This window comes from Kribbella ginsengisoli, from assembly GCF_039537185.1.
In the GTDB taxonomy this organism is placed as follows: Bacteria; Actinomycetota; Actinomycetes; order Propionibacteriales; family Kribbellaceae; genus Kribbella; species Kribbella koreensis.
In genome coordinates this window covers 373,099-389,788 of sequence record NZ_BAABAA010000006.1, presented here as the reverse complement: position 1 = coordinate 389,788, position 16,690 = coordinate 373,099, and the positions used below count along the sequence as shown (strand labels likewise).

Sequence of the window (16,690 nt, the reverse complement as noted above, 5' to 3'; positions counted from 1 at the left end):
TCCAAGAGTTTCGGTACGTCGATCGCCCGGCCCCCGTCCCAGCGGGGGCCGGGCGATTGCGTTGCCGCGACCCCGAGGCCAGGCGAGCCGGCGTCAGACTGAGCCCTCGGCCGGGAGGTCGTGATCAGGCGGGGAGATCCCGCAGGTCGAGCACCGACCCGGTCGGGTACTGCGCCTCGATGACGGCCCACAAGCCGGCCGCGGCCTGCTCCGGCGTGATCAGCCCACCCGAGCGCTTGAGCTCACGGAACCGCTCGACCGCGGGGAACGCCTGCTCGTCCACAGCCCGGATCTCACCCTGCATCGCCGTGTCCACCACGCCCGGCGCCACCGCGATCACCCGGCAGCCCTTCACCGCGCCCGCGCTCTCCCGCTCGATCGCCGCCTCCTCGAGCCCGACCGTCCGCACCCAGTGCTCGACGGCCGCCTTGCCCGCGTTGTACGCCGACCACCCCGGATAAGCCTTGGTCGCGGCACCCGACGACAGCATGACCAGCTGCCGCTCGCAGTCGAGCCCAGCAGTCGCCCGCAGAAACGCCCGCCCGAGCACCTGCGGCGCCGCCGAGTTCAGCAGCACCGCCTGCGCATAGGCAGCAGCATCCACCGTCGCGGCCGATCCGATCGGTACGACCGTCCCGGCGTTGTGGACGAAGATCACCCGCTCGCCGTCGAATCCGGCCAGCTCCGCGGCGAAGTGGTCCTCGACCCGCACCCAGTCAGCGGGGTCCGCGAGATCCGCCGCGAAGTGCTCGACCACTCCACCCCTCCGGGACAGGTCGATCACTCGCGCGTCCGCGTACGGCGTACTGACCGCTAGTGCGGCCCCGATCCCGGCGGATGCGCCCGAGATCCAGATCAGGTTCCTCACTGGCGCCAGGCGCACGCGATCGTCAGGAAGAGGTCGTTGGCTTCACGCTCGCCGATGGTCACCCGGGCACCCTCGCCGGGGAACGGCCGGACCGAGACGCCCTCGGCCTGGACCGCCTCGGCGAAGGCCAGGGTCTCGTCGCCGAGCGGCATCCAGACGAAGTTCGCGTGCGTCTCGGGGACGTCCCAGCCGGCCGCGCGCAGCTCCCCGACGACGCGGGTCCGCTCGACCACGAGGGCCTCGACGCGGTCGAGCAGCTCCTTCTCCGCGCGCAACGACGCGACAGCGGCCGCCTGGGCGATCTCGCTGACGCCGAACGGCAGCGCGCACTTGCGGATCGCGGCGATCACCGGCGCGTGGCCGATCGCGTAGCCGATCCGGAAGCCGGCCAGCCCGTAGGCCTTCGAGAAGGTGCGCAGGACGACCACGTTCGGCCGGTCGCGGTACATCTCGGTGCAGTCGGGCGTCTCGGTGTCGCGGACGAACTCGCGGTAGGCCTCGTCGAGGACGACGAGCACGTTGCGCGGTACGGCGTCGAGGAACGCGACCAGCTCGTCGCGATGGACCACCGGGCCGGTCGGGTTGTTCGGCGTACAGACCATGACGACCTTCGTGCGGTCGGTGATGGCCGCTTCCATCGCCTTGAGGTCGTGCCGGGCGTCCTCGGTCAGCGGGACCTGGACGGAGGTCGCGCCGGTCAGCTGCACCGCGATCGGGTACGCCTCGAACGACCGCCACGCGTAGACGACCTCATCGCCCTCGCCGCAAGCAGCCTGCAGCAGGTGGTAGAGCACCGCGACCGAACCCGTCCCGATGGCCAGGTCGGTGACCGGTACGTCGAACCGCTCGGACAGCGCCTCCAGCAACGGCAGAGCGCCCATGTCGGGGTACCGGTTCATGTTCCCGGCGGCCTCGGTGGCGGCGGCGAGCACACCCGGCAGCGGCGGATACGGGTTCTCGTTGCTGGACAGCTTGAACGACGGGCGCCCGTCGGTACGCTCCGGTGGCTTGCCCGGCTTGTACGCCGCGACGTCATCCAGCACGGAACGGAAGCGCACCTCGTCCTCAGCGGTCATGGCGGCAGGCTAGCTCCATCCCCGCCCGCTTAGAACCCCGTGATATCGGACTGGACAAATTGCTCAACCGAAGGCGGCCGACCGCAGTCGACAGGCATCAGAATGGCCGGGCCGCCCGTCCAATCGTCCAGCAAACCAGCTGAACCATGAGCAGGCGCCCGGCCATCGATCCGGCCGTACCGGACTGCCGCGACTAGCTCGGCAGGACGACCTCGCCACCGGGGACGGCGATGGCGCTGAGGTCGAAGTCGAGGGGGTTGGTCATGCAGCGGGCCGAGCCGCCGCCCTTGTGGAACTCGGACAGGTCGAGGACGACCACGCGCAGGCCGAGGCCGGTCATGATGTCGCGAAGGCGCGGTGAGCAGGCGGGCATGATGATCGTCTCGTTGACCACCAGCGAGTTGCCGCTGAACGCGAACGCCTCCTCGTCGGTGAGCACGATCGGATCCGGCACGATGCCGAACAGCTCAGCCTGGCCGGCCGCGTCGAGAGCCGGCGGGTAGACCATCGCGTGGGTGCTGTCGACCGGGCAGAACGGCAGGTCGAGGTGGTACATGCCCTCGTGCTGGATGCGCAGGCCGCGGACCCGGATGCCCCACTCGGTCGCCAGGTGCTTGAGCGCCCCGGCCTCGGTGCGCGGGCCGTAGCCGACCACCAGGCTGTCCCCGAAGACGAACGCGTCGCCGGACTCGAAGTGCGGGCCGATGCCGTCGGCGCCGGTCCGCTTCAGCTCGAAGTCGTGGCCCATGAACCACTCGGCCGCGGTCAGCGACTCCTTGCGGCGCGGCTCGAACCGCATGTGCGACAGCATCGCCTTGCCCTGGGCGGTGGCGAAACCGAGGTTCATCGCGTAGACCATGTCCGGCGAGTCGTCGCGCTGGGCCAGCACCTCGACCTCACCGCCGGCGTCGACGATGGCCTGCCGCAGCGAGTCCCACTGCTTGAGCGCCAGCTCCGGGTCGGGCTGGTCCTGGGTCGACATGTACGGATTGATCACGTAGTCGATCCGGAAATGATCCGGCCGGACCATCAGATAGCGGCGTCCCCACCCCAGCGGCTGACCCATGTGTTCACCTCGTTGACTCCGGACCGTCGAATTGACCGATCCCCTGATTGTCCGACAATCAGTCAGTGTGCAGGGCCGCCGAGATCGCGTCAACATGACTTACGCCTCGGCCGGCGGGAGTGCGTTCGCAGTACCGGGAAGCAGCCTCAGCCGGTGGTGTAGATCAGGTCCAGCGAGGCGGGATCCCAGCCGTTCCCGGTGATCCACTCGAGCGCCTCCTTCTTGCCGGAGGGGCCGTAGACCAGGATCTTCACCGAGATCGCCTCAGGATTCGTCGGATCCGATTTCGAGTTCTGGTAGGTCGCCTTGAAGTCGGGCCCGATGTACGGCAGCTGAGCCAGGATCGGGTACTTCGCCGCCAGCCGGGCCTGGATCTCGTCGTACCTGCGACCGGCCGCCGCTTCGGCCTCGCGCTCCTGCTCAGGGTTGTTCTTGCCCCACTCGACGCCGACCGGCCCGTTGGCGTAGAGGTACACCTCGACCGAGACCGGATCCGTGCCGCGCACGGTGAGGGTCTGTTCGTAGCTCTGGAAGCCGTCCCGCTTGGCCAGGAGCTGGTACGTCCCCGGCCGGACCTCGATGGTCCCGCTGGCGGCGATCGGCGCGCCGTTCAGCGTCAGGGTCAGGTCGTTCGGGATCGACTTCACGGTCAGCTCCGCCTTGGGATCGTGCCGCCAGATCAGGAACCCCCCGATCAGGACCACGATCACCAGCAGGGCGACAGCGCCCATCACCAGCGTCCGCCGGCCGTCCTCCTCCATCAGCTGCTCCTGTTTCTCATCGGCGGGCCGCTAGGACTTCTTCTCTGGTGGCTTCGGCTGGTTCTTCAGCCGGGCGACGGCGAATCCACCGGGCACGCCGACCTTGTAGGCATAGCCGGCCTGGGGCACGTGGCCGTTCCCCTTACCCGTCTCCAGCGAGCCGGAGACGGAGTTGTACTTGCCGTAGCTTCCGACGAAAAGATACGTGTGGCCGGGGCCGATGAAGATGTCCCCGGGCTGGAGCTGATCCATCGAGATGCTGTCGAACACGTCGTACTTGCCCGAGGTCCGCAGGTAGTGGTCCATGACGTCCGTGCTCACGTCGGGGTAGTCGGGATCGGCACCGCTCATGTGCATCACCGTGGACACGAACCGGCCGCAGTCACTCCACACGTTGTACCCGTTCTCGCTGTTGAACTTCGGCAGCGCCTCCTGGTACGCCGGTGTCGCGTCGCTCTTGTTGTAGCCGTGCCCACCTTCGGGCCAGGCCAGCGAGATCGCCACCGCGGCGATGTTGCCACTGCCGGCCGCGCAGGCGGTCGCCGGCCCGGTCCCGGGCTTGCCCGGCTCGACGGCACCGCCACCGAAGGTGCTGAGCACCTGCCGGGCAGTGGCTTGGCGCCGCCCGTACTCGGGGTCGTTCGGGTTCGTCGTGAAGATCTCGAACTTGGCCGCGAAGGTGTAGGCCGCGTCGTCGACCGTCTTGGTCGCCTTCATCGCGGTCCCGACGGCCGGCAGCGGCACCTTGCCAGTGCCGTCGAGCTGGTGGATCAGGAAGTTGAGCTGGAACTCCAGCGTCTCGATCTGGCTGTCGGTGGCGCCCATCGAGCGGCCCGCGTTGATGACCTTGCTGGCCGGATACCACTGGACGATCCCCCAGGCCTTGTTGCCCAGCCCGACGGCCGTCGCGGCCGGCGTCTTCACGCCCGAGGTGGTGCCGTTGAGCCGCTGCGGCTCGACGCTCGACTCGTGGATCATGTTGCCGACCATGCCGGCGGCCTGCTCCTTGGTGTAGCCGCTCGAGACCAGGAAGTTGAACGCCTTCTCCTGGTTGGTGCCGCCGACCAGCGGTCCGCCTGCTCCGCCGCAACCACAGCCGCCCGCGCCCGGGGAGTCCGTCGTGCTGAAGAGCGTCGCCGGGTCGGTCTGCTTGAGGTCGGTGCCGTCCGATTCGGTGGCCGCCCAGACCTCGAAGTGCAGATGGGCGCCACTCTTGCCCGGGGCGGCCTCGTCACCCTCGCCCACGGTCCCGATCACCTGGCCGCGGGTGACCGTGTCACCCTTCTTGACCGCCTTGGTGTCGAAGAACCGGTACCAGCTCTCCAGCCCCTTGTCGTGGCTGATCTTGATCCAGTCACCGGAGACCGACTTCACGTTGCCGGCCTCGACGGCGTACACCTTGCTGCCCTTGGCGATGACGAAGTCGACGCCCTTGTGGGTCTCGTCGCCCTCGTCGTCCCAGCCCTGGTCGGGGGTGTGGCTGTCGGTCGGCCAGGCCATCGAGGTCTCGCTCGCGCCGGACGACGGGGTGCAGGCGGCCGCGCTGTCCATGCTGCTCAGCACGCCGACGATCATCGCGATCACGATGATCAGCGGCAGGAAGAACACGAGCATGACGCCACCGATGATCGGCAGTGCCTTGCTGTCACCCACGAGTGTCTCCTTGCTGGAGGGGCGGCCACTGCGTCAAAGACTGCCTGAAAACCAGGTCATTATGTCGAGAGTTATCCACAGGTTGACCGCCGACCTGCTCGCCGCCGGGTGCCGAACGCGACAACGGCGGCTGACTGGACGACAATCGCTGCATGTACGAACGGCTGCGGGTGGACCGCTCGACCACGGTGGACCGGGTCGTCGACGCGCTCCGCGCCGCCCTCTTCTCGGGTGACCTCGAGCCCGGTACGCCGCTGCGCGAGCAGCCGCTGGCCGAGGCGCTCGGCGTCGCCCGCAGTACGGTCCGCGAAGCGATGACGATGCTGGTCACCGAGGGCCTCGCGGTCCGCGAGCCGAACAAGGGTGTCAGCGTCGCGATCCTGCACCCGGCCGCGGTGGCGGACATCTGCCGCGCCCGGTTCGTGCTCGAGTCGGCCGGCATCAGGGCCTGGTTCGACGCCGACGAGCCGGCCCGCGAGCGGGTCCGCGCCGCGATGCGGACCTTCGCCGCGACCGCCAAGGAAGGCGCCGACCCGGAGGCGATGACCGAGACCCACCTGGCCATCCACCGCAGCCTGGTCGCCCTGACCGGCAGCGAGCGGCTGACCGCCACGGCCGACTCGATCACCGGCGAGGCGAGACTCGCGCTGGCCCGTGTCGACGCGCTGCGCCAGGACGCCAAGCAGCAGGTCGCCTCGCACCGCAAACTCGTCCGGCTGCTGGAGAAGGGCGAGCTCGACGAATGCGTCGAGGAGCTCCGCCGGCACCTGGCCGGCGCCGAGGAGTCCCTGCTCGAAGCCATCGCCACCCCGCCCTCCTGAAGTCACCTGTCTTCGGACGCACCGAAGCACCTGCCGGATCCGCGTACGGCGTGGGACGGGTGTGATGAACCCCGGGGTGGCAGGATCGACGTATGAAGAACTTGATCATCAAGTTGCTCGCCAACGCGGTCGCGCTGGCGGTTGCGAGCTGGGTCGTCAGCGGCATCACGCTGCAGGGATCGACCACCGGGCGCCGGGTGCTGACGCTGCTGATCGTGGCGGCCATCTTCGGGATCGTGAACGCGGTGGTGAAGCCGATCGCCAAGCTGATCTCGCTGCCGTTCATCATCCTGACGCTCGGCCTGCTGATCTTCGTGATCAACGCGTTGATGCTGCTGCTCACCTCGTGGATCACCGGCAAGCTCGACGTCCAGTTCCACGTGACCGGCTTCGGCGCCGCCCTGCTGGGCTCCCTGGTCATCACCCTGGTCGGCATGCTCCTCAACGCCGTGCTGCCCGACAAGGCCGAGATCAACTGATGGCGCGGTGACTTCGGCAGTGAGGCGCATCGAGGTCGTCTGCACGGGAAACATCTGCCGCTCCCCGATCGGCGAGGTCGTGCTCCGCGCGAAGCTCGCCGACGCGGGGGTGGACGACGTGGTCGTGACCAGCTCCGGCACGGGCGGCTGGCACATCGGCGACCCGATGGACTCCCGCGCCGCCGCGGCCCTGGCCCGGCGCGGGTACGACGGGAGCGCGCACCGGGCGCAGGAGTTCCGCAGCAGCTGGTTCGCCGACCGCGACCTGGTGCTGGCGATGGACTCCGGCCACCTGACCGCGCTGCTCCGGCGGGGCGGCGACGAGCTCGTCGTACCGGTCGAGTTGTTCGCCGACGAGGACGTACCGGATCCGTACTACGGCGACGACGCCGGCTTCGACGACGTCCTGGACCAGATCGAGAAGGCCGCCGACCGCTGGGTCGACCGGCTTTCCCAATAGGTAAAAGGAAACGGATACGCCCGCGATACGCCCCGGCTGATTACGTGGCGGGATGAAGCTCAGACGACTCCCGCTCGCCGCGACAGCGGTCGCGATGATGATTTCGACGGTGGTCGCCGGACCCGCCACCGCACAAGGGTCCGGCGAACGCCTCTACCCCGACCTCGGCAGCAGCGAGTACGACGCGCAGTCGTACACCGTTGCCTATGACTACCAACCCGGCACGACCCAGATGGCGTCGTCCGTGGACATCGTTGCCCAGGCCGAGCAAAGTCTGTCCGGCTTCAGCCTGGACGCCGTCGCCAAGCAGGTCAGCGCCGTCACCGTCAACGGTCTGCCGGCGGAGTACAAGCTGGACAACACCGCAGAGAAGCTGGTCATCATCCCGAAGCTCCCACTGCTCGAGGGCCTCCCGTTCCGGGTGCACGTCGCCTTCACCGCCGACCGGTCACTGCAGCCGAAGGCGCCGCAGTTCCCCGAGCAGGATCACTTCCAGCACTGGATCCCCGCGGACGACGGCTTCGCGCTGCTCGGTCAGCCCGACCGCTCGCACCTGTTCTTCCCGATGAACGACATCCCGAGCGACAAGGCCGTCGTCACCTTCCGGGTCACCGTTCCGAGCGACCTGCAGGCGGTCGCCGGCGGCACATTGCGCTCCAAGAAGACCGTCGGTGGCCGGACGACGTACGTCTACACGACCCGCGATCCCATCCCCACCGACGTCGCCCAGCTCGCGGTCGGCCACTTCACCGAGATCAAGGCCCGCGGCCCGCACGGACTTCCGGTACGGAGCTATGTGGACACGCCCAAAGCGGCGGCCGCGAAGACGCGGGTCGGACTCATCCCGGAGCAACTGCGCTGGGTCGAGGAGCAGCTCGGTAGCCGGTACCCGTTCGAGACGTACGGAGTACTGGGCATCCGTGGTGAGACCAACGTCGCCCTGGAGAGCGCCACCCTGTCCATGTTCACCGCCGACTACCTGGCCGACCCGTCGACCCAGGGCACGGCCGTGATGGTTCACGAGCTCGTTCACCAGTACTTCGGTGACGCCGTCTCCGTGCGGACCTGGGACGACATGTGGCTCAGCGAAGGCCACGCGAGCTACTACGGCGGCCTCTACGCCTCCGTGAGCGGCGGCCCGTCGTTCGAGGACTTCATCCAGCGGGCCTACGAATTCGACCTCGGCAACCGCCCGCAGTACGGCCCACCCGGTCGCCCGGCCGACACGCTCGACGTGCTCGGCGGTACCAACGCAGGCGGCGCGGTGATGCTCTACGGACTGAAGAAGCAGGTCGGCGCGAAGACCTTCCGGCAGATCGAGCACACGTTCTTCGAGCGCTACCGCAACAAGTCCGCGACCACCCAGGACTACATCGACGTCGCCAACCAGGTCTCCGGCAAGGACCTCACGACGTACATCACCAGCTGGATCTACGGCAAAACCACCCCCGACCTCCCGTCCTGACAAGCCCACATCATGTGGGCTTGAACAAGCACCGGTGGGCTTGAACACGCTATTACTTGTTCAAGCCCACCGTTGGGTGTCCGAGCCCACATGATGTGGGCTCGGACCGGGGTCAGCTGGTCTGCCCGATCTCGGCCAGCAGGCCGGCGAACCACTCCACGGAGGGGTCGAACTCCTTGCCGCCGGCGATCCGCGGGAACTCGATCGCGCGCAGCTCGTCACCGCGCTCCTCGTCGTGCCCGACGACACCGCTCTCGCCGCGCAGCGCCGCGTCGACCGCGTAGTCCGTGCACTGCTTGATCAGCGCGAGGTCGGCGTCGTTGGCCGCGGCGGACCGGCTGAAGTAGCCGCTCTTCTGCACCATCGTCTTCTCCGCGCCGATCCGCTCGGCGAACTGCTTCGCGAACCAGGCGCCCGGGTTGACCGCGTCCAGCTTCACGTGCCCGAACGGGTCCCGCGGCACGTCCTCGCCGCGCGCCTCCAGCTCGGCCACGATCGACGGCACGCCGGCGCCCTCGGACAAGAAGATGGTGACGCAGTCGTTCTCGTCCATCACCGCCTTCAGCCGCTCCGCCTCGGCGTCCAGGTCGATCGTCGCCTCAGGCACGTAAACGGCGTGCACGTCCCAGCCGCTCGCGTCCAGGCCGATGCCCGGGTTCCACTCCTGCGCCTTGACCCACCTGCGGTACTCCGCCGCGGTCGCGGCCGTCAGCCAGCCGCAGTTGCGTCCCATCACCTCGTGGACGACGAGCATCCGTGGGTTCGAGCTGTGCTCCGCGATCACGTTCTTGGCGAAGATCGCGCCCTGCTCGGCAGCGGTCCAGGCGCCCAGGCTCTGCTTGATCGGGATGACGTCGTTGTCGATCGTCTTCGGCAGGCCGACCACGGTCAGGTCGTAGTCGTGCTCCTGCAGGTACGCCGCCAGGTCGGCCGCGGTGGTGTTGGTGTCGTCGCCACCGATCGTGTGCAGCACGTCGACACCGTCCGCGACCAGCCGCTCGGCCGCCACCTGGAGGGCGTTCTGGCCGTCCTGGATCAGGCCCCGCTTGATCAGGTCGGCGGTGTTGGTCAGCTTCACCCGGCTGTTGCCGATCGGGCTGCCACCGAACTTGTGCAGCAGGCCCGCCTTGGCCCGGACCTCGGGCGTGATGTCGAGGTGCCGGCCGCTGAGCAGCCCGTGGTACCCGTTCAGGTAGGCGATGATCTCCACGTCGGGCGCAACTTCGCTGTAGCGCTCGATCAGCCCGCCGACGGCGGACGACAGGCAGGGCGCGAGCCCGCCCGCGGTGAGAAGGGCAACTCTGCGGACAGACTTGTCGGCAGCCATGGTCAGGGTCCTTCCGGAGGTCACTGAAGTCGCCCTCAGCCTAGTGATGCAGACCACTTCGAGCGCTGGTTGGGGTTGAGAGACGGGACCTCACTGACCGAAGTTGACCGGCCTCGGCTCGATCGGGCTGGAGACGATGAACGAGCTGGTGGTCTGCCCGTGCACCAGGAACTTGTCGAGAACCTCCTCGAGCCCCGCGATAGCGGCGACCTGCACGCGCATCAGGAAGCAGTCCTCGCCGGAGATCCGGTGGCACTCGACGACCTCGGGGGTGCGTTGAGCGAGCTCGATGATGCGCGGGATCTGGCCGGGGCCCGGGCGGAGCCGGACCCAGGCGGCGATCGGCAGGCCGAGCGCGGCCGGGTCGACGTCCAGCCGATACCCGCGGATCACCCCGGATTCCTCCAGCCGCGTCACCCGCTCCCGCACGGTCGGCGCCGACACCCCCAGCCGCCGGGCCAGCTCGGTCGTCCGCAACCGCGGATCGGCCGCCAGCTCCTTCAGGAGGCGGACATTCAGCTCATCCAGAACCGGCTTGTCGGTTTGAAGGCTGAGAGCCGCAATCGCATTCGCTTCGGTAATCATCAAGCGCCTCTTCGGTAGGTAACGCCATGGGAAAGCGACAAAGACCTTCCTAGGGTAAACAGAGTGACGACCGTCGTGGAAGCCTCTCCCAAAACCCTGCTTGTGACCGGCGCGGCCACCGTGTCCGTGCTGCTGTGGGGTTCCTCCTTCGTAGCCATCCGCCACGCCGGCACGGAGTTCTCGGCCGGCTCGCTGTCCCTCGCCCGCCTCTTGGTCGGCAGCATCCTCCTCGGCATCTACCTGTACTTCCGTGAGCGCCCCACGCGAGCCAGCTGGCCGACGAGACGCGACTGGCCGCCACTACTCGCCTGCGGCCTGCTCTGGTTCGGCGTCTACAACCTGACCCTCAACGCTGCCGAACGCCGCCTGGACGCCGGCACCGCGGCCATGCTGGTCCACATCGCCCCACTCCTGATCGCCCTGATGGCCGGACTGACCCTGGGCGAAGGCTTCCCACGCCAACTCATCATCGGCAGCCTGATCGCCTTCGGTGGCGTAGTGCTGATCGGTACTGCGACCTCCACCGGCCGCGCCGAGACCTGGGGAGTCATCCTCTGCTTCGTCGCCGCCATCTCGTACGCCGTCGGCGTGGTCGCCCAGAAGCCGCTCCTGACCCGCCTACCCGCCGCACTGGTCACCTGGCTGGCCTGCATGATCGGCACGGTCGCCTGCCTCCCCTATGCCCCCACCCTCGCCAGCGAGGTCAGCACGGCAAGCGCAGGCACCATCTGGTGGGTCATCTACCTAGGCGCCTTCCCCACCGCCCTCGGCTTCACCACCTGGGCCTACGCGCTCCGCCGCTCGACGGCCGGCCGGATGGGCGTGACCGTCTACGCCGTACCAGTGGTCGCCATCGCGCTCGCCTGGCTGCTCCTGGGCGAGACGCCGGCCCTACTCGCACTCATCGGAGGAGCACTCTGCCTCGGCGGGGTCGCCGTCTCCCGAAGTACCGGAAGGAAGTCGTCATGAAGTTCGGAGTCTTCGTACCGCAAGGCTGGCGGATGGATCTGATCGAGCTGGCCGATCCGGTGGAGCAGTGGGAAGCGATGACGGCCGTCGCCCGCACCGCCGATGCCGGGCCGTGGGACTCGATCTGGCTGTTCGACCACTTCCACACCGTGCCCGAGCCGGCCCGCGAGACGGTCTTCGAGGTCTGGACGGCGACCGCCGCGCTCGCCCGCGACACGAAGCGGGTCAGGATCGGCCAGCTGGTCGGCTGCAACGGGTACCGCAACCCCGCCCTCTACGCGAAGATGGCCGCCACCGTCGACGTCGCCAGCCACGGCCGGCTGTTCGCCGGACTCGGCGCGGGCTGGTCGGAGCACGAGTGGACGGCGTACGGGTATCCGTGGACCAGCCTCAAGGACAGGATGGGCTCGTTCCGCGAGTCGGTCGAGCTGATCCACAGGCTGTGGACCGAGGAGGACGTCGTCTTCCACGGCAAGTACCACTCGGTCGACAAGCCGTACGTCGAGCCGCGACGCAAGCCACCACTGCTGATCGGTGGCGGCGGCGAGCAGGTCACGCTCAAGCTGGTCGCGCAGTACGCCGATGCCTGCAACTTCGGCACCGGCCGCGTCGACGTCATCAAGGACAAGCTGTCGGTACTCCGCAAGCACTGCGACGCCGTCGGCCGCGACTACGCCGAGATCGTGAAGACGACCAGCCTCAATCTGTTCCCGATCGATGTCGGCGACGATCCGGTCACCGCGACCGCGAAGGCACGCGGCCGCTACAACCTGGACGAATTCCTCGAGCTCGGCTCAGCCGGCAGCGCGATCGCCAAGGCCGACTTCGCCACCACCAAAGAGATCCGGACGCTTCTCGAGCAGCTTGAAGAGGCCGGCATCCAGTACGTGATCACCTACATCCCCGGGGTCGCGTACGACCACGAACCACTCGAGCGGTTCGCGGCGGACGTCATACCGGCCTTCTCCTAAAGCGTCGCGGCCACTTCGCGCAGCTGGGCGTGGATGTTGCTGTAGGCATCGACTTTGGGGAGCAGCCCCTTGGCGACCTTGGTGACGACGCTGTAGTTGGCGTCGACGACGTTGGCCAGCGGGACCTCGCTGATCTGGCTGAGCAGCTGGTAGGCGTCCAGCTTGTCGAGGCCGTAGAGCTCGCCGAGCCAGCCGACCATGTCGACCTGGCCTGCTCGCCAGGCGTCCTCGAGTGGGCGGCTGGAGCCGACGACGGCGAGGTGGGTGTCGTTCTCGATCCGCGGCCAGGCCGGGCCGGGGGTCTTGAGGAGCTCGACGATCAGTACGACGTTCATCGAGCCTTCGACGGCGGTACCGCAGGACTCGCCCTCTCCTTGGCGGTAGTGGCCGTCGCCGACAGAGAACAGCGCGCCCTCGACGTTGACGCGGAGGAAGCAGGTCGCTCCGGCCCGCATCTCGGGAGTGTCCATGTTGCCGCCGAACACGTCCGGTACGAGCGACGAGCGGACCTCGCCCGCGGCCGGCGCGACCCCGACCGTACCGAGCATCGTCTCGATCGGCAGGGCGAGCTCCAGATCGCTGCCCTGCGCCTGGAATCCGACCGTCTGGCGGTCGGTGTCGACCTCGTAGATCCAGGTCCGCTCGGGCAACGGATCCTGCAGGGTCGCCGTCCGGTCCGTGCTGGTCAGACCGCCGAAGAACGGGATCGTCGCGGACGCACCCCAGCTGCGCGCCGGGGTCAGCTCGACGAAATGCAGGACGAGCGTGTCGCCCGGCTCGGCGCCCTCGACGTAGAACGGGCCGGTCTGCGGGTTGACGAACGGCATGTTGAGGCTGGTGCTGGCCAGATCCGTCGTACTGCGCAGCCGGCCGCAGAACGCGTCCTCGGTCCACAGCCGCATCGCCGTACCGGGTTTGACCCGGCGCAGCGGCGCGGCGCCGCCGAAGGTCCAGGTGAGCTGCTCGTTCGACGGGGTGAATTCGACGATGTCCACGCTCGAAACCTACGTCGGACCGGCCTCCTTCGCGACTGATCAGCGGGTTCTCAGCGGATTCTCAAACAGACCGCATATCGTCGGGAGCCGGAGTTCAACCGGACTTCGGCTTGGACTGCGGGCGAGCGGGAGCGCGAGATGCGGGTACTGGTGGTGGACGACGACCGGGCGGTCCGGGATTCGCTGCGCCGTTCGCTGGAGTTCAACGACTTCGAGGTGGTGACCGCCTCCGACGGCGCCGAGGCGCTCGCGGTGATCGGCAACGTCGAGCCGGACGTGGTCGTGATGGACGTGATGATGCCGCGGCTGGACGGGCTGGAGACCACCAAGGCGTTGCGGGCCGCGGGCAACAACGTGCCGATCCTGGTGCTGACCGCCCGGGACGCGGTCGCCGACCGGGTCGACGGGCTGGACGCGGGTGGCGACGACTACCTGACCAAGCCGTTCGCCCTGGAGGAGCTGCTGGCGCGGCTGCGGGCGCTGCTGCGACGCAGTACGACCCCGGGCGAGGGCGGCCCACGCGGCGAGGTCCTCCAGTACGCCGATCTGGTGGTGGACGTGGACGCGCACGAGGTGCATCGCGGCCAGACCCCGATCCCGCTGACCCGCACCGAGTTCTCCCTGCTGGAGCTGCTGATCCGCAACCCGCGCCGAGTGCTCGAGCGCGCAGTCATCCTGGACGCCGTCTGGGGCTACGACTTCCCGACCACAGCGAACTCGCTGGAGGTCTACATCGGCTACCTCCGCCGCAAAACCGAGGTCGACGGCCTACCCCGCCTGATCCACACGGTCCGCGGCATCGGCTACGTCCTGAGAGACACCCCACCGTGACCACCCAACCCCCACCCGACGACGACTTCCCGCGCTACGTCGGTACCCCCGACGAGGAAACCCTCGAACTCGGCCCCAGCCACAACCGCCCAGGCCGCCCACCCCAGAACAGCTACACCCCTGGCAACCCAGGCACGGCTCCCAAGGCCTCACCGCGCCCAGCAAGCCCCGGGCCGGCACCGCACAGCTCCGGACCGGCTCCTGCGGGCTCAGGCCCGGCTGTTGTCGGAGGATCTGGATCGGGCGGCTCCGGGACGGCTGTTCCGGGCGGCTCCGGACCGGGCAGCTCCGGGACGGCTGTTCCGGGCGGGTCCGGACCGGGCGGCTCCGGACCGGGCGGGTCCGGTCCCGATGGGCCTGCGCCCGCGGGCAACAGTGGCCTGGTGGCCGGCACCGTCGCACGGACCCAGGGCTGGTGGCAGGAGAAGCTGCACCAGCTGAGCCTGCACGCCCGGGTGACCTTGCTCGCCGCCGTCACGGTCGGCCTCGCCGTCGCGTTCGTCAGCATCGGCGCCTACGTCACCGTCCGCCAGCAGATGTACCGCAACCTCGACGCCAGCCTGAAGAACCGCGCCGTGCAGGCCGCCAACAACAAGGTGCTGACGAATTACGTCAACCTGCAGAACGTCTCGTCCGATGCCCTGGGCCTCAGCGACATCCAGGTAGGTCTCGTTCTGGAGAACGGCCAGAAGGTCGGCGCCAAGCTCAGTCCGCTCCCGCCGATGGGCGAGACCGAATTGGCCGTCGCGCGCCGCAGCTCGGAGGACGGCTTCAGCATTCAGACAGTCGGCGTACCCGGCAGCCCTCACCACTACCGGGTGGTCGCGGTACCAGCTCAGTTCTGTCCGATCCCCGATGAGAGTTGCCAAGCCGGCGATCCGACCATTCCCGCGGCGTTGGTGGTTGCGCAGTCGCTCGGGCCGATCGACCGGACCCTGCACAACCTCGGGATCGTGCTGTGGGCCATCGGCCTGCTCGGCGTGATCGGCGCGGCGCTGGCCGGCAACGCGATCGCCCAGTCCGGGCTGCGGCCGCTTGCCCGGCTGACCGGCGCGGCCGAGACGATCGCCCGCACCGAGGACCTCCGGCCGATCCCGGTCAGCGGTTCCGACGAGATCACTCGGTTGGCGGTGGCGTTCAATGCGATGTTGGCTGCGCTGGCGCGGTCGCAGGATCGGCAGCGGCGGTTGGTGGGGGACGCGGGGCATGAGTTGCGGACGCCGTTGACGAGTATCCGGACCAACCTGGATCTGCTCGCGCAGGCCGACAAGCGCGGTGGACTCCGCGCCGAGGACCGGCAGCAGCTGCTCGACGACGTCCGCGCGCAGATGGACGAGCTGACCGCGTTGATCGGGGACCTGACCGAGCTGGCCCGCGACACCCCGCAGGTGCGCGACGCCGAGCTGATTGAGATGCAGAACGTCGTCGAGGACGCCCTGATCAAGGTCCGCCGGCGCGCGTCGGGCATCGAGTGGGACGTCAAGCTGTCGCCGTTCCCGGTCTGGGGCGACGAGCGGCTGCTCGGGCGAGCCGTGACCAACCTGCTCGACAACGCCGCGAAGTACAGCATCCCGGACGACTCGGTCCCGCGGCCGCCGGATGGTGAGCCACTCGGGCGGGTGAGCGTTCGCCTGCTGGACGGCGTACTGACCATCACCGATAGCGGCCCCGGTATCGCCGAGGCAGACCTGCCGCACGTCTTCGAGCGCTTCTACCGCTCCAGCGAGGCGCGCAGCCGCCCCGGCTCCGGCCTCGGCCTGGCAATCGTCAAGCACGCGGCCGAGCAACACGGCGGCATGATCTACGCCCGCAACGCGCCCGGCGCCGGCGCCCAGTTCACCCTCTGGCTCCCCCACGCGGCCACCCAGTCCCGCTGACCGCGGGCTGGGTTCCACAAAACAGGTTCCACAAGACAGCTTGCCGGTCCGCTTGTTGCCGGACCGGCCCGTACTTCGAATCAGTTCTGCTCGTCGTCGCCGCGGAGTTCGGCGTTGATCCGCAAGGCGTCGGCGAGCTGGTCCTCGAGGATGATGATCCGGCAGGCAGCCTCGAGCGCGGTGCCGTTGTCGACCAGTTCGCGGGCTCGTGCGGCCAGGCGCAACTGGTAGCGGGAGTAGCGGCGATGGCCGCCCTCGGACCGCTGCGGCGTGATCAGCTTCGCCTCGTCCAGGCTCCTCAGGAAACCTGGGGTGGTGCCGAGCATCTCGGCGGCCCGGCCCATCGTGTAGGCGGGGTAGTCCTCGTCGTCGAAGGTCGCCGGCCGGCTCTCTGCTTCACTCAAATTCTGCTCCATTTGCGGACTAGGGGTCATGCCACCTCCGTGTCGAGGGCCCCGGCGCTGTGCGCCGGGGCCCTGGGTTTGG

The 16,690-nt window shown here is 68.7% G+C and carries 17 protein-coding genes; 8 read left to right on the top strand and 9 right to left on the bottom strand.

What is annotated here, in order from left to right; genetic code table 11:
* Positions 1-124 precede the first annotated feature (124 nt).
* The 5 genes from ABD768_RS22935 to ABD768_RS22915 form a co-directional block, all read right to left on the bottom strand.
* Positions 125-868 carry an SDR family NAD(P)-dependent oxidoreductase gene (locus ABD768_RS22935; protein WP_344843785.1) on the bottom strand — a complete coding sequence of 248 codons (744 nt, stop codon included), beginning with the start codon at positions 866-868 and terminating at the stop codon, positions 125-127.
* On the bottom strand, positions 865-1,944 hold the full coding sequence (gene hisC / locus ABD768_RS22930; RefSeq protein ID WP_343981873.1) for a histidinol-phosphate transaminase: 1,080 nt from the start codon (positions 1,942-1,944) through the stop codon (positions 865-867). The genes ABD768_RS22935 and hisC overlap by 4 nt, the downstream gene beginning before the upstream one ends.
* 193 nt (positions 1,945-2,137) lie before the next feature.
* Positions 2,138-3,010, bottom strand: coding sequence for a dimethylarginine dimethylaminohydrolase family protein (locus ABD768_RS22925; RefSeq protein WP_343981876.1), 873 nt, complete (start codon positions 3,008-3,010; stop codon positions 2,138-2,140).
* Between the two features lie 146 nt (positions 3,011-3,156).
* Complete coding sequence (locus tag ABD768_RS22920; RefSeq protein ID WP_343981879.1) at positions 3,157-3,771, bottom strand: PEGA domain-containing protein; 615 nt, start codon at positions 3,769-3,771, stop codon at positions 3,157-3,159.
* A 30-nt stretch (positions 3,772-3,801) separates the two neighbouring features.
* Complete coding sequence (locus ABD768_RS22915; RefSeq protein WP_344843781.1) at positions 3,802-5,424, bottom strand: phage tail tip lysozyme; 1,623 nt, start codon at positions 5,422-5,424, stop codon at positions 3,802-3,804.
* Between the two features lie 152 nt (positions 5,425-5,576).
* On the opposite strand from ABD768_RS22915, the gene ABD768_RS22910 reads away from it, so the two are divergent.
* The 4 genes from ABD768_RS22910 to ABD768_RS22895 all read left to right on the top strand — a co-directional run bounded on the left by ABD768_RS22910 (position 5,577) and on the right by ABD768_RS22895 (position 8,649).
* Entirely contained in the window at positions 5,577-6,245 is a 669-nt protein-coding gene (locus ABD768_RS22910) for a GntR family transcriptional regulator (protein ID WP_343981885.1), read from the top strand.
* A gap of 92 nt (positions 6,246-6,337) precedes the next feature.
* Complete coding sequence (locus tag ABD768_RS22905; protein ID WP_343981888.1) at positions 6,338-6,724, top strand: phage holin family protein; 387 nt, start codon at positions 6,338-6,340, stop codon at positions 6,722-6,724.
* Between the two features lie 19 nt (positions 6,725-6,743).
* Positions 6,744-7,184, top strand: a complete 441-nt coding sequence (locus tag ABD768_RS22900) for a low molecular weight protein-tyrosine-phosphatase (protein ID WP_344843777.1) — start codon at positions 6,744-6,746, stop codon at positions 7,182-7,184.
* Positions 7,185-7,236: 52 nt separating this feature from the next.
* Positions 7,237-8,649 (top strand): M1 family metallopeptidase, encoded by a 1,413-nt coding sequence (locus tag ABD768_RS22895; RefSeq protein WP_344843774.1) that lies wholly within the window; start codon positions 7,237-7,239, stop codon positions 8,647-8,649.
* Positions 8,650-8,761: 112 nt separating this feature from the next.
* Here the strand turns inward: ABD768_RS22895 and ABD768_RS22890 are convergent, their stop codons facing one another.
* Both ABD768_RS22890 and ABD768_RS22885 read right to left on the bottom strand, forming a co-directional pair.
* Entirely contained in the window at positions 8,762-9,976 is a 1,215-nt protein-coding gene (locus tag ABD768_RS22890) for a pyrophosphate--fructose-6-phosphate 1-phosphotransferase (protein WP_344843772.1), read from the bottom strand.
* Between the two features lie 90 nt (positions 9,977-10,066).
* Positions 10,067-10,561: an Lrp/AsnC family transcriptional regulator gene (locus ABD768_RS22885; protein WP_343981900.1), complete on the bottom strand. Its 495-nt coding sequence runs from the start codon at positions 10,559-10,561 to the stop codon at positions 10,067-10,069.
* A 63-nt stretch (positions 10,562-10,624) separates the two neighbouring features.
* On the opposite strand from ABD768_RS22885, the gene ABD768_RS22880 reads away from it, so the two are divergent.
* Both ABD768_RS22880 and ABD768_RS22875 read left to right on the top strand, forming a co-directional pair.
* On the top strand, positions 10,625-11,530 hold the full coding sequence (locus ABD768_RS22880; RefSeq protein ID WP_344843767.1) for a DMT family transporter: 906 nt from the start codon (positions 10,625-10,627) through the stop codon (positions 11,528-11,530).
* Positions 11,527-12,501: a TIGR03560 family F420-dependent LLM class oxidoreductase gene (locus ABD768_RS22875; RefSeq protein WP_344843764.1), complete on the top strand. Its 975-nt coding sequence runs from the start codon at positions 11,527-11,529 to the stop codon at positions 12,499-12,501. The genes ABD768_RS22880 and ABD768_RS22875 overlap by 4 nt, the downstream gene beginning before the upstream one ends.
* Here ABD768_RS22875 and ABD768_RS22870 read toward each other — a convergent pair.
* Positions 12,498-13,496, bottom strand: a complete 999-nt coding sequence (locus ABD768_RS22870) for an acetamidase/formamidase family protein (protein ID WP_344843762.1) — start codon at positions 13,494-13,496, stop codon at positions 12,498-12,500. The genes ABD768_RS22875 and ABD768_RS22870 overlap by 4 nt on opposite strands.
* A gap of 138 nt (positions 13,497-13,634) precedes the next feature.
* Between ABD768_RS22870 and ABD768_RS22865 the strand changes: the two genes are divergently transcribed.
* Both ABD768_RS22865 and ABD768_RS22860 read left to right on the top strand, forming a co-directional pair.
* A complete protein-coding gene (locus ABD768_RS22865) occupies positions 13,635-14,327 on the top strand; it encodes a response regulator transcription factor (protein WP_328330988.1) in 693 nt (230 codons plus the stop codon).
* Positions 14,328-14,710: 383 nt separating this feature from the next.
* Positions 14,711-16,204 carry a sensor histidine kinase gene (locus tag ABD768_RS22860; protein WP_343981911.1) on the top strand — a complete coding sequence of 498 codons (1,494 nt, stop codon included), beginning with the start codon at positions 14,711-14,713 and terminating at the stop codon, positions 16,202-16,204.
* A gap of 80 nt (positions 16,205-16,284) precedes the next feature.
* Here the strand turns inward: ABD768_RS22860 and ABD768_RS22855 are convergent, their stop codons facing one another.
* Positions 16,285-16,608: a MerR family transcriptional regulator gene (locus ABD768_RS22855; protein ID WP_343981914.1), complete on the bottom strand. Its 324-nt coding sequence runs from the start codon at positions 16,606-16,608 to the stop codon at positions 16,285-16,287.
* Positions 16,609-16,690: the final 82 nt, after the last annotated feature.